Annotated in this window: 19 protein-coding genes; 12 read left to right on the top strand and 7 right to left on the bottom strand. The window is 71.2% G+C overall.

The features are described from left to right. Positions 1-88: 88 nt before the first annotated feature. The 5 genes from AB0J87_RS03880 to rhaS all read left to right on the top strand — a co-directional run bounded on the left by AB0J87_RS03880 (position 89) and on the right by rhaS (position 5,874). Positions 89-1,030: an AraC family transcriptional regulator gene (locus AB0J87_RS03880; RefSeq protein WP_355190822.1), complete on the top strand. Its 942-nt coding sequence runs from the start codon at positions 89-91 to the stop codon at positions 1,028-1,030. A 152-nt stretch (positions 1,031-1,182) separates the two neighbouring features. Continuing rightward, a complete protein-coding gene (locus AB0J87_RS03885) occupies positions 1,183-2,679 on the top strand; it encodes a sugar ABC transporter ATP-binding protein (RefSeq protein WP_363962507.1) in 1,497 nt (498 codons plus the stop codon). Between the two features lie 48 nt (positions 2,680-2,727). Continuing rightward, positions 2,728-3,819, top strand: a complete 1,092-nt coding sequence (locus tag AB0J87_RS03890) for an ABC transporter permease (RefSeq protein ID WP_363962508.1) — start codon at positions 2,728-2,730, stop codon at positions 3,817-3,819. Then, positions 3,809-4,792: an ABC transporter permease gene (locus tag AB0J87_RS03895; RefSeq protein WP_363962509.1), complete on the top strand. Its 984-nt coding sequence runs from the start codon at positions 3,809-3,811 to the stop codon at positions 4,790-4,792. Before AB0J87_RS03890 ends, AB0J87_RS03895 begins: the two co-directional genes overlap by 11 nt. Further along, positions 4,789-5,874: a rhamnose ABC transporter substrate-binding protein gene (gene rhaS, locus AB0J87_RS03900; protein ID WP_355190830.1), complete on the top strand. Its 1,086-nt coding sequence runs from the start codon at positions 4,789-4,791 to the stop codon at positions 5,872-5,874. Before AB0J87_RS03895 ends, rhaS begins: the two co-directional genes overlap by 4 nt. Before the next feature lie 3 nt (positions 5,875-5,877). Here the strand turns inward: rhaS and AB0J87_RS03905 are convergent, their stop codons facing one another. Both AB0J87_RS03905 and AB0J87_RS03910 read right to left on the bottom strand, forming a co-directional pair. Then, a complete protein-coding gene (locus AB0J87_RS03905; RefSeq protein ID WP_350728439.1) occupies positions 5,878-6,543 on the bottom strand; it encodes a response regulator transcription factor in 666 nt (221 codons plus the stop codon). Beyond that, entirely contained in the window at positions 6,540-7,859 is a 1,320-nt protein-coding gene (locus AB0J87_RS03910) for a sensor histidine kinase (RefSeq protein WP_363962510.1), read from the bottom strand. The genes AB0J87_RS03905 and AB0J87_RS03910 overlap by 4 nt, the downstream gene beginning before the upstream one ends. Positions 7,860-7,993: 134 nt before the next feature. Here AB0J87_RS03910 and AB0J87_RS03915 point away from each other — a divergent pair, with 134 nt between their 5' ends. The 4 genes from AB0J87_RS03915 (at position 7,994) to AB0J87_RS03930 (ending at position 12,196) form a co-directional block, all read left to right on the top strand. After that, positions 7,994-8,911, top strand: coding sequence for an ATP-binding cassette domain-containing protein (locus AB0J87_RS03915; protein WP_363962511.1), 918 nt, complete (start codon positions 7,994-7,996; stop codon positions 8,909-8,911). After that, entirely contained in the window at positions 8,908-10,461 is a 1,554-nt protein-coding gene (locus AB0J87_RS03920) for an ABC transporter permease subunit (protein WP_363962512.1), read from the top strand. The genes AB0J87_RS03915 and AB0J87_RS03920 overlap by 4 nt, the downstream gene beginning before the upstream one ends. Then, positions 10,458-11,234, top strand: a complete 777-nt coding sequence (locus AB0J87_RS03925) for an ABC transporter permease (protein WP_363962513.1) — start codon at positions 10,458-10,460, stop codon at positions 11,232-11,234. The genes AB0J87_RS03920 and AB0J87_RS03925 overlap by 4 nt, the downstream gene beginning before the upstream one ends. A 134-nt stretch (positions 11,235-11,368) precedes the next feature. Beyond that, the gene (locus AB0J87_RS03930) at positions 11,369-12,196 is read left to right on the top strand and encodes a L,D-transpeptidase family protein (protein WP_363962514.1); all 828 of its coding nucleotides are present in this window, start codon (positions 11,369-11,371) and stop codon (positions 12,194-12,196) included. Here the strand turns inward: AB0J87_RS03930 and AB0J87_RS03935 are convergent. The 5 genes from AB0J87_RS03935 to AB0J87_RS03955 form a co-directional block, all read right to left on the bottom strand. Further along, positions 12,193-13,626 carry an FAD-binding oxidoreductase gene (locus AB0J87_RS03935; RefSeq protein WP_363962515.1) on the bottom strand — a complete coding sequence of 478 codons (1,434 nt, stop codon included), beginning with the start codon at positions 13,624-13,626 and terminating at the stop codon, positions 12,193-12,195. The two genes, AB0J87_RS03930 and AB0J87_RS03935, sit on opposite strands and share 4 nt — an antisense overlap. An 88-nt stretch (positions 13,627-13,714) precedes the next feature. Then, positions 13,715-15,358: an NADH-ubiquinone oxidoreductase-F iron-sulfur binding region domain-containing protein gene (locus AB0J87_RS03940; RefSeq protein ID WP_350728446.1), complete on the bottom strand. Its 1,644-nt coding sequence runs from the start codon at positions 15,356-15,358 to the stop codon at positions 13,715-13,717. Between the two features lie 49 nt (positions 15,359-15,407). Beyond that, positions 15,408-16,196, bottom strand: coding sequence for a hypothetical protein (locus AB0J87_RS03945; RefSeq protein ID WP_355190844.1), 789 nt, complete (start codon positions 16,194-16,196; stop codon positions 15,408-15,410). Positions 16,197-16,340: 144 nt separating this feature from the next. Beyond that, positions 16,341-17,867: a DUF1996 domain-containing protein gene (locus AB0J87_RS03950; RefSeq protein WP_363962516.1), complete on the bottom strand. Its 1,527-nt coding sequence runs from the start codon at positions 17,865-17,867 to the stop codon at positions 16,341-16,343. Then, the gene (locus AB0J87_RS03955) at positions 17,864-18,448 is read right to left on the bottom strand and encodes a DUF4142 domain-containing protein (RefSeq protein ID WP_363962517.1); all 585 of its coding nucleotides are present in this window, start codon (positions 18,446-18,448) and stop codon (positions 17,864-17,866) included. Before AB0J87_RS03955 ends, AB0J87_RS03950 begins: the two co-directional genes overlap by 4 nt. A gap of 172 nt (positions 18,449-18,620) precedes the next feature. Here AB0J87_RS03955 and AB0J87_RS03960 point away from each other — a divergent pair, with 172 nt between their 5' ends. From AB0J87_RS03960 to AB0J87_RS03970, 3 genes are all read left to right on the top strand, one after another. Continuing rightward, positions 18,621-19,175, top strand: coding sequence for a sigma-70 family RNA polymerase sigma factor (locus tag AB0J87_RS03960; RefSeq protein WP_221519425.1), 555 nt, complete (start codon positions 18,621-18,623; stop codon positions 19,173-19,175). Further along, on the top strand, positions 19,175-19,372 hold the full coding sequence (locus AB0J87_RS03965; RefSeq protein WP_363962518.1) for a zf-HC2 domain-containing protein: 198 nt from the start codon (positions 19,175-19,177) through the stop codon (positions 19,370-19,372). The genes AB0J87_RS03960 and AB0J87_RS03965 overlap by 1 nt, the downstream gene beginning before the upstream one ends. A gap of 99 nt (positions 19,373-19,471) precedes the next feature. After that, positions 19,472-20,275: a tryptophan 2,3-dioxygenase family protein gene (locus AB0J87_RS03970; RefSeq protein WP_363962519.1), complete on the top strand. Its 804-nt coding sequence runs from the start codon at positions 19,472-19,474 to the stop codon at positions 20,273-20,275. The last annotated feature ends 32 nt before the right edge of the window (positions 20,276-20,307 follow it).

Below are 20,307 nucleotides of genomic sequence, written 5' to 3' on the forward strand. Positions count from 1 at the left end.
GCAGGCCACCGTACGGGCCATCCGCGAGACAACCAATGCGTCATCGAGCCGGATTTCATACGTGATCGTCCTCCCGTAAGCTTCATCCGTGGACGTGCTCAGCGATGTGATCGCCCTCATGCGCACCGGCAGCCCCCGATCGGCCCGCGTCGAGTGGCGTGCCCCCTGGGGCCAGCGGTTCCCGACGGTTCCCGGCTCCGCCGGGTTCCAGGTCGTCCTGCGGGGGTCGGGCTGGTTGATCCGGCCGGACGGCGATCCGATCGCGCTGTCGGTGGGTGACGTGGTCTTCTTCCCCCACGGCCACGGCTACGCCATGGCGGACTCGCCGTCCACCCCGCTCGCCGAGCCCGACTGCGACCCGCTGGACGACGGTCCCGGCCTGTTCGCCTCCGCCACCGTCGATGGGCTCGTTGACGGGCCCGTGGCGACGGTGCTGCTGTGCGGCGGCTACCGGCTCGATCCGGGCCGGGCCCACCCGATCCTGCGCGATCTTCCCGACCTGATCCACCTCCCGGCCGGCGTCGGCCTCCACACCGAGCTGCGCGCCGCCGTCGAGGCTCTGGGCGCCGAGATCCAGCGCCCGCGGCTGGGCGCGGACACGGTGGTGTCGTCCCTCCTGGACCTGCTGCTGCTCTACATCCTGCGGGCCTGGTTCGAGGGGGAGCACGGCCAGTGCTCGGTCGGTGGGTGGGCGCAGGCGCTCGCGGATCCCGGCATCAGCGCCGCGCTGGACGCCGTCCACCGGGATCCCGCCCACCCGTGGACGGTCCAGGAGCTGGGCGCGCGGGCGGGGCTGTCGAGGTCGGCCTTCTCGCGCCGCTTCGGCGAGCTGATCGGCCGGCCGCCGCTCGCGTACCTCACCTGGTGGCGCCTGGCCACGGCGGCCCACCTCATGCGCGCGTCGGACGCCCCGCTGGGCCAGATCGCCGCCAAGGTCGGCTACACCTCGGAGTTCGCCTTCGCCAACGCCTTCAAACGGGAGTACGGCGTGGCGCCCGGCAGATATCGCCGCGAGATCTGCCCGGCCTGACTTCTTGCCCTTGCGCAAATAGGTTAAAACGTAACAATTTCCGAACGACTTCGGGTGCTTGGGAATCTTGTAATAGCCAGGCATTGACGCTTCGCCACTCGCTGATTTACCGTCCTCCCACCGCTTAAAACGATTTTGCCGGGAGTGCGGCAATGAATGAGACTCCCGTTCTATCCCTTTCCCAGGTCAGCAAGGCGTTCGGTGCGGTGCGCGCCGTACGCGAGGTCTCTCTCGATCTCTTCCCCGGCGAGGTGCACGCGCTCGCGGGGGAGAACGGCGCGGGCAAGTCGACGATCGTGAAAATCCTGTCCGGCGTGCACCGGCCGGACTCGGGCCGGATCCTGCTGGACGGCGAGCCGGTGGAGTTCGGCGGGCCCGCGGACGCGCAGCGGGCCGGGGTCGCCGTCATCTACCAGGAGCCGACCCTCTTTCCCGACCTGTCGGTCATGGAGAACATCTTCATGGGCCGCCAGCCCCGCGGCCGCCTCGGCATCGACCGGCGGGCCATGCGCGTCGGCGCCGCCGAGCTGTTCGAGCGGCTCGGCGTGCCCCTCGACCCCGACCAGCCGGCCCGCGGCCTGTCGATCGCCGACCAGCAGCTCGTGGAGATCGCCAAGGCGCTGTCGCGGCAGGCGCGGGTGCTCGTCATGGACGAGCCCACCGCCGCCCTGTCCGGCATGGAGGTCGCCCGGCTGTTCGGCGTGGCCCGGACGCTGCGCGCGCAGGGCTGCGCGCTGCTGTTCATCTCGCACCGGTTGGAGGAGATCTTCGAGCTGTGCCGGCGGGTCACCACCCTGCGTGACGGCGCGTACGTGGCCGAGGACCTGGTCGCCGACATCACCCCCGACGACCTGGTACGCCGCATGGTCGGCAGGGAGCTGGAGGCCCTGTTCCCCAAGCAGGAGACGGAGGCCGGCGAGGTCGCGCTCAAGGTGCGCCGGCTCACCCGCGAGGGCGTCTTCACCGACGTCTCCTTCGAGGTGCGGCGGGGCGAGATCGTCGCGCTGGCCGGGCTCGTCGGGGCCGGGCGCAGCGAGGTGGCCAGGGCCGTGTTCGGCATCGACCGGTGGGACGCGGGGAGCGTCGAGGTGGACGGCAGGCGGCTGCGGCCCGCCAGCCCCACGGCGGCCATGGCGGCGGGGCTGGCCCTGGTGCCCGAGGACCGGCGGCAGCAGGGGCTCGTCATGGACCTGTCCATCGAGCGCAACATCGGGCTCGCCGGCCTGGCCGACGTGCGCCGGGGGCCGCTGGTCTCCCGGGCGGCCGAACGGGAGCGGGCCAGGGACTGGGCGGTGCGGCTGCGGCTGAAGTTCGCGCGGCTGACGGACGCCGTGAACGTGCTGTCCGGCGGCAACCAGCAGAAGGTCGTGCTGGCCAAGTGGCTGGCGCGCCGGCCGTCGGTGCTCATCGTGGACGAGCCGACCCGGGGGATCGACGTGGCCACCAAGGCCGAGGTGCACCGGCTGCTGTCGGAGCTGGCCGGGAGCGGGGTGGCGGTGCTGATGATCTCGTCCGAGCTGCCCGAGGTGCTGGGGATGGCCGACAGGGTGCTGGTCATGCACGAGGGGCGGCTGGCCGCGGAGATCCCGCGCGCGGACGCCACCGAGGAGAGCGTGATGGCCGCCGCCACCGGAAGGAGCCGCGCGTGACCGCCACCGGAAGGAGCCCGGCGTGACCGCCACCGGAAGGAGCCGCGCGTGACCGCCACCGCCACCAGGACCGAGGCCGTGCGGCGCAACGGCGGGCGGCGGCTCGTGGACCGCGTCGCGCGGGTGCGCGAGCTGGGCATCGTGGTCGCGCTGGGCCTCCTCTTCGGCGTCACCGGCGCCGTCAACCCGTCCTTCCTCACCTACGCCAGCCTGCGCGACATCCTGCTGAACTCCGCCATCGTCGCCATGCTCGCCGTCGGCCAGACGCTCGTGGTCATCACCAGGAACGTGGACCTGTCCGTCAGCTCCGTGGTGGGGCTGTCGGCGTTCGGGGGCGCGCTGATCCTGGCCGACCACCCGGGCGTGCCGATCCCGGTCGTGATCGCGGGCTGCGTGGTGCTCGGCGCCCTGTGCGGGGCGGTCAACGGGCTGCTCGTCGGGGCGGCCAAGGTGCCCGCGCTGGTGGCCACCCTCGGCACCCTGTACGCCTTCCGCGGCATCGACTTCGCCTGGGCCGGCGGACGCCAGGTGAACGCGGCCGACATGCCCGACGGCTTCCTGTCCCTGGGGACGCGCTCGGTGCTCGGCGTGCCGCTGCTCGCGCTGGTCGCCCTGGTCGTGCTGCTGGCGGTCGGGTGGATGTTGGGCAACCTGCGCGCCGGCCGCGAGCTGTACGCCATCGGCTCCAACCCCGAGGCGGCCGTGCTGGCCGGGATCCGGGTGCGGCGCAGGATCGTCGCGGCGTTCGTGGCCAACGGGGCGCTGGCGGGGCTGGCCGGGGTCATGTGGGCGGCCCGCTTCGGCACCGTGGACGCCACCGTGGCGACCGGCAAGGAGCTCGACGTGATCGCCGCCGTCGTGGTGGGCGGGGTGGCCATCTTCGGCGGCAGCGGCACGGTGTACGGGGCGGTGCTCGGGGCACTCCTGCTGACCGGCATCACCAGCGCGCTGGCCGTGCTCCGGGTGGACGCGCTCGCCCAGACCGCCATCAACGGCGCCCTGCTGCTGGCCGCCATCGTCCTCGACCGCGTGCTCGCGCTCCGCGTCGCCGCGGCCCTGCGCCGCCGCAGATTCCACGATGCCACCGAACCTACCGATCCTGCAGAGCCCGCTCCCGGGAGGACCGCCGATGGCAGCTGATCTCGCTCGGATGGCGCGCCGCTGGGAGGGGCTCATCCTCGTGCTGCTCGTCGGCGTGAGCGTCTGGGCCTCGCTCCGCGTGGACGGGTTCGCGAACGGGTCCAACGTCTCCTTCCTGCTCCTCGACACCACCGAGATCGCCCTCATGGCCCTGACGATGACGCTGGTCATCGTGGCGGCCGAGATCGACCTGTCGGTGGCCTCCACGCTGGGCCTGTCGTGCGCGGTGCTCGGCCAACTGTGGAACGCGGGGCTGCCGATCGAGGCGATCATGCCCATCTGCCTGCTGGTGGGCGCCCTGTGCGGCGCGTTCAACGGGCTGCTCGTCACCCGCCTCGGCCTGCCCTCGCTCGCGGTCACCATCGGGACGTTCGCGCTGTTCCGCGGCCTGGCGTACGTCATGCTCGGCGACCAGGCGGTGGCCGACCTGCCGCCCGCGTACACGAGCCTGGCCACCGCGTCCGTCGGCCCGATCCCGCTGGCGTCCGTGCTGGTCGGGGTGCTGGCGGTGGTGGCGGCCACGCTGCTGCACGCGACCGGGCTGGGCCGCTCCATCGTCGCGCTCGGCTCGAACGTGGAGGCCGCCTACTTCGCGGGCGTCCGGGTCAAGCGGATCAAGTTCTGGCTGTTCGTGGCCTCCGGGGTGATGGCGTCGCTGGCCTCCCTCGTCTACACGTTCCGCTACGCCAGCGCCAGGGCGGACAACGGCGTCGGGCTCGAGCTGGCCGTGGTGGCCGCCGTGCTGCTCGGCGGTGTGTCGATCTTCGGCGGGCGCGGCACGCTGCCCGGAGTCCTCATGGCGGTGCTGCTGCTCGGCGTCGTGCGCAACGCGCTCATCCTCGCCGACGTGGCCAACGAGGTCCTGAACTTCGTGACGGGCCTGCTGCTCGTCGCATCCGTGCTGGCGCCGAACCTGGGGGCGGTATGGCGGCGGCGCACCTCACCACAAGTGGAAGGGAAGTCCGTTTCATGACAACGCGCACCCCTTGGCGGCCGACGGCGCTCCTTGCCGGACTCGTCCTGCTGACGGCCGCCTGCGGCGGCACCACCAAGAGCGACGTGGCACAACAGTCCTCCGCCTCCGCCACGGCCGCCGCCTCCTCGGCCCCGGCCGTGGATCCCAATGCCCCGCTCAAACAGGGACTGAAGATCGCGTTCCTGCCCAAGCAGGTCAACAACCCGTACTTCACGATCGCCGACGGTGGCGGGATCGCGGCCGCCAAGGAGTTCGGCGGCGAGGGCAAGGAGGTCGGGCCGTCCGACGCCAGCGCGTCCTCGCAGGTCTCCTACATCAACACGCTGATGCAGCAGAAGCAGGACGCCATCGTCATCTCCGCGAACGACCCCAACGCCGTCGTGCCCGCGCTCAAGCAGGCCAGGGCCGCCGGGGTCAAGGTCGTCAGCTACGACTCCGACACCGCCCCCGAGGGCCGCGACGTGTTCGTCAACCAGGCCAGCCCCGAGGACCTGGGCCGGACCGAGGTGCAGTTGCTGGCCGAGCAGATCGGGCACAAGGGCAAGATCGCCGTGCTCTCCGCCACCCCCAACGCGACGAACCAGAACACCTGGATCGACTTCATGAAGGACGAGCTCAAGAAGCCCGAGTACAAGGACATGGAGCTGGTCAAGGTCGCCTACGGCAACGACGACGACCAGAAGTCGTTCACCGAGACGCAGGGGCTGCTGCGCTCGTACCCGGACCTGGCGGGCATCATCTCGCCCACGACCGTGGGCATCGCCGCGGCGGCCCGCTACCTGTCGGACTCGCCGTCCAAGGGCAAGGTCAAGCTGACCGGGCTCGGCACCCCCAACCAGCTCAGGAAGTTCGTCAAGGACGGCACTATCGAGGCGTTCGAGCTGTGGAACCCGGCCGACCTGGGCTACCTGGCCTCGTACGCGGCGGCGGCGCTGGCGTCCGGGCAGATCACCGGGGCCGAAGGGGAGAAGTTCAAGGCCGGCAAGCTCGGCGAGTACACGATCGGGGCCAAGGGCGAGGTGCTGCTGGGCAAGCCGACCGTGTTCAACAAGGACAACATCGACAAGTTCGACTTCTGATGTTCACGCCCGGCCGCGCGGCACGACCAGGCCCGTCTCGTACGCCATGACGACGGCCTGGGTCCTGTCGCGCAGGCCGAGCTTGTTCAGCACCCGGCTCACGTGGGTCTTGACGGTCTCCTCGGTGACCACCAGCCTGGCCGCGATCTCGGGGTTGGACAGGCCCTCGGCGACCAGCCGCAGGACCTGCGTCTCGCGCGGGGTCAGCGCGGACAGCGTCTCCGCCGCGGGTCTCGGGCCGCCCATGCGGGCGAACTCGCTGATGAGGCGGCGGGTGACGGCCGGGGCCAGCAGCGCCTCGCCGGCGGCGATCACGCGTACGGCGTCGAAGAGGCGCTCGGCGGTGACGTCCTTGAGCAGGAAGCCGCTGGCTCCGGCGCGCAGGGCGTCGTAGACGTACTCGTCCAGGTCGAACGTGGTCAGGATGAGCACCCTCGGCCCGCCGTTGAGGCGCCTGGTGGCCTCGATGCCGTCCATGACCGGCATGCGCACGTCCATGAGCACCACGTCGGGGGACAGCTCGCGGCAGACCCGCACCGCCTCGGCCCCGTCGGCGGCGGTGCCCGCGACCTCGAAGTCCGGCTGGGTGTCGAGCAACTCGGCGAACCCCGTCCGCACCACCAGGTGGTCGTCGGCGATCACGATCCTGAGCCTGGCGGGCCCGCTCATCCGCCCTCCTCGTCCCGTCCGGGCAGGCGGGCCTCCACGAGGAACCCGCCGCCCTGGGCGGGGCCGGTGCGGAGCTCGCCGCCGACGGCCGCGGCCCGCTCGCGCATCCCGGCCAGGCCGTGCCCACCATTGGGTCCTCCCCCTTCCGGGTCCACCGGCCCCGGGCCGTTGTCGCGGACGAGCAGGCGCAGGCCGGGGCCGGTGTAGTCGAGCTCCACGTCCACGGCGGCCCCGGGCGCGTGGCGGCGCGCGTTGGTGAGCGCCTCCTGGATGATCCGGTACGCGGCCAGCTCCACGCCGGGATCGAGCTCCACCGGCGAGCCCCGCAGGACGAGCCGGGTGGTCGTGCCCGACGCCTCGCGCGACTCGTCGAGCAGCTCGTTGAGCTCGTGCAGGCGCAGCCCGGGCTGGGGATGCCGGGCCGAATCGGCCTCGGCGTCCTCGCGCAGCACGCCGAGCAGCCGCCGCATCTCGGTCAGCGCCGCCCGCGCGGTGTCGCCGATGGCCAGCAGCCGCTCCGCGCCCGCCTCCGGCATGCCGGGGACGGCCAGCCGGGCGGTCTCGGCCTGGACGGCGACCATGGAGATGTGGTGGGCGACCACGTCGTGCAGCTCGCGGGCGATGCGGGCGCGCTCGCCTCGGGCGGTGTGCTCGATCAGGCTGTCGGCCATGACCTGCCGGGCGGCGGTGTCGGCCCGGGCCCTGCGGCGGGCCCGTACGGCGATCCCGGCCAGCGCCAGCGCCGGGGCCAGGCAGGCGAGCAGCAGCGTGAGCGCCCGCACACGCTCGCCCGGCCCGATCGCCACGGCCAGCACCGGGTACGGCACCGCGAGGAGCACGGCCGCCGCCGGCGCACCGTGGCGGCCGGCCCGGTAGCCGGCGATCAGCTGCGCCGCCGCGCCCGCCACGGTCAGCGTGTGGAAGGCCAGGACCGACAGCGCGCCCGCCCCGGTCGCCAGGAGCGCCGCCACGGACGGCTGGGCCCACAGGAGGGGGAGCGGCAGCGTGGTGGCCAGCGCGAGCAGGGGGAACACCACGAGGAGCAGCGGGGCCGTGTCGTCACCGGCCGGCGACAGCGCGTCGGGGCTCACGGGCTGACCGCCCACCGGCGCGCTCACGGTCTCCGAGAGCGCGGGCGCGCTCCCGGACTGCACGACCGACTCGGCCACCGCGAGCACCGCCAGGGCCACCCCGAGCACGACCGGCAGCTGCCGGGCCGCGGCGGGACCGTACGGCACGGCCGCCCCGATCCGGCGCGCCCACGCGAGCGGCACCGCGACGATACGGCTCCACCTCCGGTCCTGCACTCGTTCCACCAGGTCATTGTCCCGGGCGCGGGCAATTGTGGCATCCCTCGTAAGAGGGACGAGGCGTAGCTGGCGCCAGCGACGCCGCAGATCGCTCCGCCGCGTGACGACCCGGGCCGGGCCCGCTGCCTAGTCTGCCTGCCGTGGAAGCAACCATCGAAGTCAGCGGCCTGCGCAAGCGGTTCGGCCAGACCCGGGCGCTGGACGGGATGACGTTCACCGTGCTGCCCGGCCAGGTCACCGGGTTCGTCGGGCCGAACGGCGCGGGCAAGTCCACCACCATGCGGGTGGTGCTCGGACTGGACGCGGCCGACGAGGGCCACGCCCTGGTCGGCGGGCGCCCGTACGCGAGCCTGCGCAGCCCGCTGAGCCACGTCGGCGCGCTGCTGGACGCGGCCGCGCTGCAACCGGGCCGCACCGCGCGCAACCACCTCCTGTGGCTGGCCCACTCCCAGGGGCTGGGCGCCGGGCGGGTGGACGAGGTGATCGAGCAGGTCGGGCTGACGCCCGCGGCCCGGCGCCGGGCGGGCGGCTACTCGCTCGGCATGCGCCAGCGCCTCGGCATCGCCGCCGCGCTGCTCGGCGACCCGCCGGTGCTCATGCTGGACGAGCCGTTCAACGGCCTCGACCCCGAGGGCATCGTGTGGATCCGGGGCTTCCTGCGGTCGCTGGCCGCGGAGGGGCGTGCCGTGCTGGTGTCCAGTCACCTGATGAGCGAGCTCCAGGACACCGCCGGCCATCTCGTGGTGGTGGGCAGGGGCCGGGTCGTCGCGGACACCAGCGTGGCCGACCTGATCGCGACCGCCTCACGGGACCGGGTCACGCTGCGCACGCAGGCGCGTCCGGAGGCGATGTCGGTGCTGGCCGCTGCCGGGGGCACCGTGACCGTCACCGATCGCGACACTCTGGTCGTCTCCGGGCTGGCGTCCGAGCACATCGTGCGGCTGCTCGCCTCGCGGGCGGTGCCGTTCTCCGAGGTCGCGGCCCACCGGGCGTCGCTGGAGGAGGCGTACCTGGATCTGACCAGGGACGCGGTCGAGTTCAAGGGGGCGGCGCGATGACCGCCGTGACCCCCTACCGCTCGGGCCTGCGGGCCGGGCGCGACGGCTTCGCGCAGCTGCTGCGGGCCGAGTGGACCAAACTCCGCACGGTACGCGGCTGGGTGGCGGGCCTGACGCTGACGACGCTGCTCATCGTCCTGCTCGGGGTGCTCTTCGCGACCGGCAGCCGCTCCTCCTGCATGAACGGGCCGATCGAGGTGCCCTGCCCCGCGCCGCCCACCGGGCCCGGCGGGGAGGCCGTGGAGGACCGGTTCTACTTCGTCCACCAGCAGCTCGACGGCGACGGCAGCATCACCGTACGCGTGAACAACCTGACCGGGCAGCTCCGCAAGCCCGACGTGACCCCCGGTGTCCGGAACGTCGTCCCCGGCGTCACGCCGTGGGCCAAGGCCGGGGTCATGATCAAGCAGAGCGTCCGCCAGGGAGCCGCGTACGCGGCGGTGATGGTCACCGGCAGCCACGGGGTGCGGATGCAGCACGACTTCACCGAGGACGTGGCGGGGCGGCCCGGCGGGGCTCCGCGGTGGCTGCGGCTGACCCGTACCGGCGAGACGATCGTCGGCGAGGAGTCGGCCGACGGCTCGCGGTGGACCAGGGTGGGCACCGCCCGGATGGCGGCCGGGAGGGTCCGCGTCGGGCTGTTCGCGGCCTCTCCCGGCGACCTGACCGTGACCTCCAACGTGATCGGCGGGGCCGCGACGGCCTCCCGCTTCGCCGAGGTCACCGCCGACATGGACCAGGTCAGCGTGCGGGGCGTGGCCTCCGGGGGTTCGTGGACCCGCGACGACATCGGCGTCACGCTCGAGGTCGACGGCACCCCGCACCATCCGGGCGGGCTCGTGCGCTCCGGTGACACGTTCAGGATCACGGGAGTCGGCGACATCGCGCCGGCTCTGGAGGGCATGCCCGCCGAGCGCGTCCTGACCGGGGTGCTGGCGGGGCTGGTCGTCGTCATCGTGGTCGCGGTGTCGTTCGTCACCGCGGAGTACCGGCGCGGGATCGTCCGCACCACCCTGCTGGCCGCCCCGCGGCGCGGCCGGGCGCTGGCGGCCAAGGCCGTCGTGATCTCCGTGGCCGTCTTCGTCTTCGGGCTGGTCGCCGCCGCCGTCACGGTGCCGGTCGGACGGGCTCTCCTGGCGGGCAACGGCAACGTCCTCGCGCCGCTGGCGCCGCTCACCGGGCTGCGGGTGATCGCCGGGACCGCCGCGCTGCTCGCCGTGGTGGCGGTCTTCGCGCTCGCTCTCGGGTCGCTGTTCCGGCGCAGCGCGGTGGCCGTCATCGCGGCCATCGTGGCGATCGTCGTCCCGTACCTGCTGGCGACCGCGTCCCTGCTGCCCGACGAGGTGGCGCGGTGGCTGCTGCGGCTCACTCCGGCGGCGGGCTTCGCGATCCAGCAGAGCACGGTCACGTACGAGCAGATGACCGCCCGGTTCGCCCCGGCGGAGGGCTTCTTCCCGCTGCCGCCCTGGGCGGGGTTCGCGGTCCTGTGCGCGTACGCCGCGCTCGCCCTGGCCCTGGCCGCCCACCGGTTGCGCCGGAGGGACGTATGAGACGCGAGATACACGCCGAGTGGACCAAGCTGCGGACGGTGGCGGGGCCCGGGTGGCTGCTGGCCGGGGCCGTCGTGCTGACCGTGGCCCTGAGCGCCCTCGCGGCGGCCGTCGTGTCCTGCGCGACGGCGGGGTGCGGGCAGGACGCGGCCAGGATCAGCCTCGTCGGGGTCCAGCTGGGCCAGGCGATGGTGGCGCTGCTGGCCGTGGTGGCGGTCTGCGGCGAGTACAGCACCGGCATGATCCGCACCAGCCTCACCGCGATGCCGCGCCGGGCCACCGCCCTGGCCGCCAAGGCGGTGGTGGTCGGCGGGCTCACGCTGGGCGCGGGGACCCTCTCCGTGCTCGGGTCCGTGCTGGCGGGGCGGCTCCTGCTGCCGGGCAGCGGCTTCACGGCCGCGCACGGCTACCCGCCGCTGTCCCTGGCCGACGGGCCGACCCTGCGCGCCGCCGTGGGCTCGGTCCTCTACCTGGTGCTGATCGCGCTGCTGAGCCTCGGCCTGGCCACCGCCGTACGCGACTCGGCCGCGGCCGCCGGGGTCGTGATCGGGCTCCTGTACGTGTTCCCGGTCGTGATCCTCATGGTCGCGGACCCCGAGGTGCGGCGGCTCCTGTGGACGCTGTCCCCGACGAACGCCGGGCTGGCCGTCCAGACGACCGTGGATCTCGCGTCCCTCCCCATCGGACCGTGGGCGGGCCTCGGCGTCCTCGCCGCCTGGTCCGCCGCCTCCCTCGTGGGGGGCGGTCTGCTCCTCCGGTACCGCGACGCGTGATCGAATAGCGAATAAAGCGGAAATGCCGGTATTTACCGGAATTGATATTCTCGCGGACTTTGCTTGACAAAACCTCCCGTTGGATGTGAATTATCGGCGATCTGGGTACGCGTCGATTTATGAGGATAAGGGGAATGGCGGCGCTGGCCGCGGGATGTTTTCTGCCGCTGCTGGCCGCGGCGCCCGCTCTGGCGGACGAGCTCCCGCAGGGGGACCCGGGCGTCCAGACCGACACGGGCGTCCCGGCGGTGGAGGCGGTGCCGGACGTGATGCCGGTCCCGGCGGTGGAGACGGTGCCGGAACCGGTGAAGCAGGTCCGGGTGGTCAAGGGCGTCAAGGGCGCCCGCGCCGGGAAGATCGGTGTGCTGCGGCCGGGTGATCGGGGCGAGATGGTCAGGCAGCTCCAGCGGCGCCTGCACGACGGCGGCTTCTACTTCGGCCAGGCGCACGGCGTCTATGACGAGCAGACGAGGTACGCGGTCTGGGGGTTGCACAAGAGCAGGGGGATGGTGCCGATGGGCGAGGTGGGGCCGAAGACGTGGGCGGCGCTCAGGCGGAGCAAGGGGCTGCGCCCGCTGGTGCCGCAGGGCGGCGCGAACCGGATCGAGATCAGCCTGACCCGCCAACTGCTCACCATCTATCGCGACAACCGCCCGGTGCTGGTCACCCACGTCTCCACCGGCGCCGAGGTGCAGTACTGCGAGAAGGGCCACTGCGGCAACGCGGTCACGCCGGTGGGCGACTTCCGGGTGACCAGGAAGGCGCCCGGCTGGACGACGGGCTTGCTGGGCTCGATGTTCAACTCGCTCTACTTCGTCGGCGGCATCGCCATGCACGGCTCGACGGAGGTGCCGCTCAGGCCCGCCTCGCACGGCTGCGTACGCATGCCGCTGTCGACGTCCGTGCGCGTGTTCAACATGGTGAAGGAGGGGGAGCCGGTGTACGTACGCGGACAGATCTAGATGCCCTGGGGCAGCCGGAACAGCCGGCCGGGGTCGTACGTGGATTTCACCTCGGCCAGCCGGGCCGCATTGGGCCCGTAGTACGCATTTCGCCAATTGCTCAAATCGGGGTCGATGTAATTAACATAAGCATGATCCCCGAAAAATGGGGACATGTCGGAATGTAGCCCGCGCAGCCACCGCCGATCCGTCCCCTCCGCGTAATACTGCACGCTGTAGAGCGCCGCCCGATGCGGGAACGCCGTGTCCGCCGGACCGACCCGGCCGATGGCCCCGCCCATGGCGTCCAGCAGCACCGAGTGCCGCCCGCCGCGCGCCACCCCGTCCACCAGCGCCCGCACGCCGTCCGCCGGCAGCTTCCGGTACGCCATGTGCGACTTGGCCGCGAACGCCTCCCGCGGCATCCGCCGGCACTCGGCGATCGACATGGCCGCGCAGCCGCCCATGATCTTCATGCCGTCCAGATAGGGGACCGTCCGGGCCGAGCGGGAGGAGGGCTGCCCGATCTTGCCGATGAGCGGGGCCAGCAGCCGGTCGAGCGCGGGCTTGCCGCCCACGTACGTGCCGACGATCGCGACGTCCAGGCCGCCGCCCGAGCGTCCCAGGTGCAGCGAGGACCACAGCTCGTCCGGCGCCGAAGGCCCCCACGACTGCCACGCCTTGACCGCGGTCCCCGCCTTGGCCCACGGCCAGTGCAGGAAGAACACGGTGACGTCGCGCGCCGCGAACGTCCTGAACGTGAAGGACACCGCCACGCCGAAGTTCCCGCCGCCACCGCCCCTGCAGGCCCAGTAGAGGCCGGCGTTGCGTGCAGCGTCGCAGTCCAGCGTCCGGCCGTCGGCCGTGACGACGCGTACCGACTGGAGGTTGTCGCAGGTGAGCCCGTACTTCCGGGACACCACGCCGATGCCTCCGCCGAGCGTGAGACCGCCGACCCCGACCGTGGGGCAGGAGCCCGCGGGGATGCTCACGCCGTGGCGGGCGAGCTTGTCGTAGACGTCGATCAGCTTGGCGCCCGCGCCGACCGTGGCCCGGCCCCCCGCATAGGCGACCGAGCTCATCCTGGACACGTCGATCACCAGCCCGGGGCCCGTGGACCAGCCCGCGTAGGAGTGACCTCCCGAACGGGTGGTGACCGGCACGCCGCCGGTGCGCGCGAACGTCAGGCACGCCGACACGTCGGCCGCGCTCGCACAGTAAGCGACCCCGCCCGGCCGGATCCGGTCGTAGGCGGGGTTGTACAGGCGGCGCGCGGTGTCGTACCCGGCGTCGCCCGGCAGCACGAGCGTGCCCTTCAGCTGTCTCCGCAGCCTTGCCCAGTTGGGCGGCGGCGCGGAGAGCCCGGACGTGCCAGTAGACCGCCCAGTAGACCGCGCGGTGGCGGCCAGCGGGGCGAGCGCGGCGACATGCAGAAAGTCCCGGCGGTCCATGGACGCCTCCGTGTGATCGGTGTTGAGCCGCTCGGTGAGACGTCCGGATGACCCGCCAGGTTTGGTCACATCTCCATCACTTCAGGGCTCAGCCGGCGCTCCCTCCGAACGCGCTCCTGGGAGTGGCGCCCCCCACCCGGGTGAGCCGCGGCGGGCCGCTCTTCTCGGACTTCTTGAGGGCTCCGTCCTTGACCAGCCGCAGCGGCGAGGCGGCCGGCTTCGGAGCCGGACCACCGTGACCGTCTCCCGTGGTCTGGACCATCCGCAGGGCCAGCGCGGGGCACATCTCGACCGTGCGCCGAGCCTCCTTGGCCATCCAGCCCGGGACGGTCCTGAACGACGGGAACCCGTAGTCGTCCAGTTCCACGAACTCCGGCAGCAGATGGGCACAGAGTCCGTGTCCCGCGCAGCGGGACCAGTCGACCTCCAGCCGGTACTCCACGTAGTCCTTCTCGGGCTCGGGCATCGGCAGCGCGCCGCGGACCGGCCGGCCACACGAACCGTGCTCCAGATGGAGTGCGATCTCGCTCTCGAACGCGTCCAGCGCCGACAGCACGAACTTGGCCGTGCCGTCCGGGTGGAAGCACGCCCCCCGCCGCTCGACGCCGCGCACGCAGCGCCGTACGGCGTCCACGGAGCCGCTGCCCTCGACCAGCGCGTTCATGGCCCACGCCAGGTCCGGCAGGCCGAGCCGGCACGGGCCGCACTGGCCGGCCGACTCGCCCGCCAGGTAGGAGGTGACTCGGGCGGCCTCGCCCAGCGAGCACGTCGACTCGCCGAGCGGGACGATGATCCCGGCCCCCAGGGTCGCGCCGGCGAGCTTCATGCCCTCGCGCGAGATCACGGCCGTCTGCGCCACCTCGGCCGACAGCCAGGCGCCGTGGTAGCCCCCGATGAGCACCCCGTCGCCGATCTCGGCCTCGGTGAGCGCGAGCACGTCCGCCAGGTACGTTCCGGTCGGCGCCTCGATGACCGCGCCGTTGGCCGCGCCGCCGCTGACGGTGAGCAGGATGGTGCCGGGCTCCTTGGGGGTGCCGACCTCGGCGTACCTCTCCGGGCCGAGCTCGGCCAGCAGCGCCAGCTGCGCGTACGTCTCCGTGTTGGACAGCAGGGTCGGCAGCCCGTCCACGCCGCTGATCGCGGCCCGCCTCTTGCGGCCGGGCGGGATGCCGATCTCGCCGTTGACGGCGTTGACGAGCGCGCCGCCCTCGCCGGAGATGAACCGCTCCTTGATCCCGACCACCCGGATCGGGATGCGGCTCTCCGCGCCGCCGGCGACGTTCGCGGCCCGGCGCTCGTCCACGGCGGCGCTGACGGACGCCTCGGCGACCTCGCCGCCGGCCGTGGCGAGAACCACCTCGCGGGCGCCCAGCGCCTCGGCGGCCAGCACGGCGCCGTCGAGGACCAGGTGGGGGTTGCGGGTGAGCAGCATGGCGTCCTTGGAGCTGGCCGGCTCGCCCTCGGCGCCGTTGATGAGGACGACGCACTCGCCGCTCGAGCCCACCGCGTCGGCGACGGCCCGCAGCTTGCGCGCGAACGGGAACGCCGCGCCGCCCCGGCCGCGCATGTCCACCTCGTTGGCCATCGAGATGAGCTGATCCAGGTCGCGCGGCTTGGGGGAACCGTGGAGGGTGCGGTGGGCGGGCAGGTCCAGTCGGCGGGTCTGGTCCAGCCCGGCGGTCAGCCGGGCCGGACCCATCCGTAAGACCCGCGGCACTCGGGCCGGAATCACGATCGCTCCTGTCGGGTTGCGGGGGTCAACCGGGTCTCCTGAGGCGGTCTCATCCGGCCTCCCGATACCTGCGCCGCGCGTCGGCGAGGCTTACCGGTGCGTTCCTTCTCTGGGCCGGGCCCGGGCCCGCGGCCGCTGCCGCGGCTGCCGCGGCGGCGGCGTTGCCCGCCGCGACCTTCTGCGGCTGCTCGGCGGGTACGCCCATGGCGGCGGGGTTGGTCACCGCCGGCCCCTGGATCTTCTCGAGCGTGACCGGCGGCCGGAAGGCCGCGGCCAGCACGCGGATGACCAGCGCTCCGCCGACCGCCGCGATGCTGGCCACGTAGGACCAGGCCACCCAGCCGGCCGGCGGACGGCCGGCCGTCAGGCCGTGCATGATGGCGACGGGCCAGCCCAGGTACGCGACCGAGTGCATCACCCGCCACATCCATGGCCTGGCCTTCGCCGCCCAGCGCCTCCTGAGCAGTCCCGTGGCCACGGCCACGATCATCATGTCGAAGGCCAGGATGCCGAGACCCTTGTTGATTCCGGCGATCGGGACGACCGCCGCGCCCGGCGGCACGTGACCCAGGCTGATCATGAGGGAGATGTGCGTGATCAGGAAGATCATCCCGAGAAGGCCGAAGGCCTTGTGGGCGAGCTGCGACCTGACCCGGTTGACCGGAGACAGGAAGACCCGCTCGGTGGTGATGATGCCGAGCGCGACGGTCGCGGTGAAGGTCACCAGGGCCATCACGCCCACGTAGAACTCGAGGAAGCCGACCACCCGGCCGAGGATTGCTATGCCACGGTCTGTCCTGGTCAGCGCGAACGCCGACAGCACGACTGCCATGACCATGGCGCTGGCTCCCAGTCGGACACTGCGGGTGTCTAACTTGGTGGGAGTGTGCCGGGGGTGTCGTCTGTGGAGCATCTAAGGTTCCCTCCAAGGTCGGGTGAGGGTGCGACTCGGAAGGCTGGGTAGCCCGTGAGGGCTTTCAGATCAGCATCGGCGGCCCCGGTTGATGCAAGAGACGACGAACTGCATCAGCCGGTCGGGCATCACGTTCGCGAAGTCGGCGTGGTCGGTGATGGGGTTGTGCTTCTGTTCAGGGAAGGCGTCCACGGCGAATGACGGGCCTTGCGGCACGGTGTACGTGAGGGTCATGCGCAAAGCCGGCACCGCCTTGGTTCCTTGCGGGCAGGCGCCACCCTGTCCAGGGAAGACCACGTGCGTTCGGTGATTGGCGCTATCAGTGTTCTGGCCGTCCCAGCAGCTAGGGAAGTCCAGAATACGAACGACTTGGCTGCCGCGCGGGCAAAGCGGATATTTGTCGGGACTTATGCGGTTTTGGAATCCCGTGCAGCTCCAGGAGGCCCTGGCGTTGCCGGCGCCGTTGGTGGCGGCCTTGGCGTCACCGGTGATCAGCCTGAGGAACCTCGGCATCGCGACGACCTGGGAGCTGGCGTTGCCGCGGAACTGGAGCGTCACGGAGCGTGCACGCAGCACCTGGCCGACGTTGCCGTCCGCATCCTGAGTGTTCACGTCCACCTTGCGGTCTCTGAGGACCGGCCAGAAGTAGGTGGATTTATCGCCCAGCCGGCACGTGGTGCCCGCGGCGGCCAGGCTCTCGTCCGTGGAGAAGCCGTCCGTTGACAGGTTGCCCACGTAGTCGTGGAGGTGGTGGGCTCCGTTGCTCACGCCGGGGGCGACGATGAAGTTGTCCGGGTTGTTGTGGCCGTTGCGGTTCGTCCCGCACGCGGAGACGAAGGTGCCGCGCGAGCCGCCCCTGCCGATGCGGGCGTCAAGCTGACGCGGCGCTACCTGGCGGATGTCGACGAAGTCCTCGACGAACGGGCCCAGGTCGGCGCACTCGTTCTCGTTGTGCTCCTCGGACGCCGTGGGGGACGGGCTGGGGGAGGCGTTGCCGTTGTTCCCGTTGTTCCCGTTGTTGCCGTTGTTCCCGTTATTGCCCTGGCCGGGGTTCCTGGTCGGCCGGTTGCGGCGGCCGAACGTCTCGGCGGTCTGCTCCGGGTCGGGATTCTGGGCGTCGGGATTCTGGGCGTCGGGGTTCTGGGCGTCGGGGTTCTGGGCCGGGTCGAGCACGGCGCGCCCGCCGCTCTGGCCCTGCTGGTCGGCGTTCTGCTGCTGGTCGCCGTTCTGGTCCTGCTGCTGGCCCTGCTGCTGGTTGTTCTGCTGCTGGTTGTTGTTCTGCTGGTTGTTGTTCTGGTCCTGCTGGTTCTGGTTGTTGTTCTGGCCTTGGTTCTGCCCGTTCTGATCCTGGTTCTGGTTCTGGTCCTGCTGGTTCTGATCCTGTCCCTGCTGATCTTGATCTTGTTGCTGGTCCTGGTTCTGGTTCTGGTTGTTGTTCCGGTTCCGCTGACCCTGCTGCTGCTCCTGGGAGGCCTGTGCCGGGTCGCAGTGGTCGGCGCGCGCGGGGCCGACGCCGATGACGGCCGCGGACACCAATCCGCCGGCCACCACGGCCAATGCGGACACGGCCGAGGCCATGCGTCTAGATCTCGTCATGCGTCTCTCCTCTTTTCAACCGCCATCGCGACGGGTGGAGCTGGTGAGGGCGTCGGAGGCTCGGGCAACTGCGTGTGATCGACCAGGCCGGTGGACTCCAGGAGCGTCATGTGGCGCATGACGAAGTTGATGCCTTCCTGGGCGAACTTCCTGATCTCCGCGTTGCGCGTACCGGCCCGTACAGCCGCCACGACGGTGAAGACCTTGCCGTGCGCGGCACGCAACAGGTTCGCGAAGTCCTGGTCGAAGGCGGGTCCGCGCTCCGCAGCCAGCTGGGCCATCCAGCTCTGCTGATCGGCGTTGGGCTCGCTGGGCAGTGCCACACCGAGCTTCTTGGCGGTTTGCCGTGTCATCAGGTCCAGCCTCTGGTGGTCCTGCATGATCAGCCTGCCGACTTCCTTGACGCGCTGGGACTCGGCGCGGGTCTGGGCATAGTCGCCCGCGGGCATCTCCCAGAGACCGGCCTGCCGTACCTTGATGAGCAGGTCACGGTCGGCGGCCGTGACGGGCCCCGATGATGTCTGGGTCGCCGCAGTGGCGGCGGGATCGATCGAAGGCGGCATGACCAGCACGATCGTCACCGCGGCCGCCACGACGAAGCCACCGAGCATGAACAGCTCGCCACCGCGCAAAAGCCTGTGCATGGTCGGAGGTACGCGAGTCTCTCGGGCTTGGTTCAGCACATGGCCGGAGATAGTTAGAAATGACTGGAGTTATCGGAGTGGCTACCGCTGAGATAACGAAGGTGTAAAGATGTGCCCCGTGCTAGGTCACCTCGACGGCAGGTTCGAGAGTGCGGATGCCGAGGCGGAGCATCGCATCGCGGTGCTTTACCAGGAGTTCGGCGGCCCTCTGCTGCGCCACGTACGCAAATCGACAGGTAACGACCTTCAATGGGCCGAAGACGTGGTGCAGGAGACGCTCGTCCGAGCCTGGAAAAACTCGGCAAGACTGCAGTGGGAACCAAGCCTTATATGGGCGTGGCTACTGACGGTAGCCCGCCGCATCGTTATCGATGGACGTCGACGGAAGAGCGTCCGGCCTCAAGAGGTCGAGCCGCCCGAAGTCGACATGATGGCCGTACCCGACGGCTCGGAGCGAGCTCTGTCGCGGATGGTCGTCGCCGACGCCCTTCGCAGCCTCTCTGAAGAACACCGCGAAGTCATAGAGCAGACCTACCTCCGAGACCGTACGATTAGTGAAGCGGCGGAGATACTGGGGATACCTCCGGGCACGGTGAAGTCCCGGCTCTATTACGGGATCCGGGCTCTCCGCGAACTGCTGCGGGACAAGGGGGTAGCCGGCTGATGCATGACGAGGTGGCTGCCTATGTCCTCGGAGTCCTCGATGAGGATGAGCACGAGGCCTTCGAACGCCACCTCGATACGTGTAAGAGATGCCAGGCGGAGCTGATTGAGCTTGCCGAGCTTCCGGAAGAGCTCGACGAGCTCAAGAACGCTCCCGCAGCCTCCGATGACGACCCCCCGAGGTCGATGTCACGCTGACGTCTGTACGTTGACGTCTGTGCCCTTTTCGGGTGGTATCGGTACGGCGAGGCGTTGCGTCCGGTGTAGCGTGACCGGACGGTCAGGGGGAGGTGTTCGGTGGGCATCGACGGAGATGCGCCCGTTCCCCCGCATCGGCGGTTCGGCGAGGAAGGCGGCCGGCTGTCGTACGGCGGCTATCTTCGCCTGCCCGCGCTTCTCGCACAGCAACGGCCACAGTCGGAAGCGCCCGACGAGTTGCTCTTCATCACCATCCACCAGGTCTACGAGCTGTGGTTCAAGCTGCTGCTCCACGAGCTGGAGAACGCCCGCGAGGCCATGTTCGCCGGCGAGCTCTGGCGGGCCAGGCACCTGTTCCGACGGGTGCACTCGGTCGAGAAGGTGCTGATCGAGCAGGTGGACGTCCTGGAGACGATGACGCCCCAGGACTTCCTCATGTTCCGGGAGAAGCTGGCGCCCGCCAGCGGCTTCCAGTCGGTGCAGTTCCGGGAGCTGGAGTTCCTGTCCGGGCTGAAGGACGAGCGCTATCTCGGCAGCTTCAGGCACGCCAGCGACACGGAGCTCGCACGGCTGCGCCGCAGGCTGGAGGAGCCCTCGCTGTGGGATGCTTACCTCACCGCCCTCTCCCAGCGTGGCCTGCCGGTCTCCGACGACGAGATCATGGGCTCGCTGCTGGCCGTGGCGAGGGACCGCGGGTCGTACGACGACCTGTGGCAACTGGCCGAAGACCTGCTGACGCACGACGCGACCGCCGCGCAGTGGCGGACACGTCATGTCCAGATGGTCGAACGTCAAATCGGCACCAAGTCGGGCACCGGCGGCTCGACAGGCGCCCCCTATCTACGCGGCAGAACGCGTTTGCACTACTTCCCGCTGCTGTGGGAGCTAAGGGCCTGGCTATGAACAGCTTTGGCAAACCCTCACAAAGGAGTGAG

It is taken from the genome of Nonomuraea sp. NPDC049625, assembly GCF_040675285.1.
Taxonomy (GTDB): Bacteria; Actinomycetota; Actinomycetes; order Streptosporangiales; family Streptosporangiaceae; genus Nonomuraea; species Nonomuraea angiospora_A.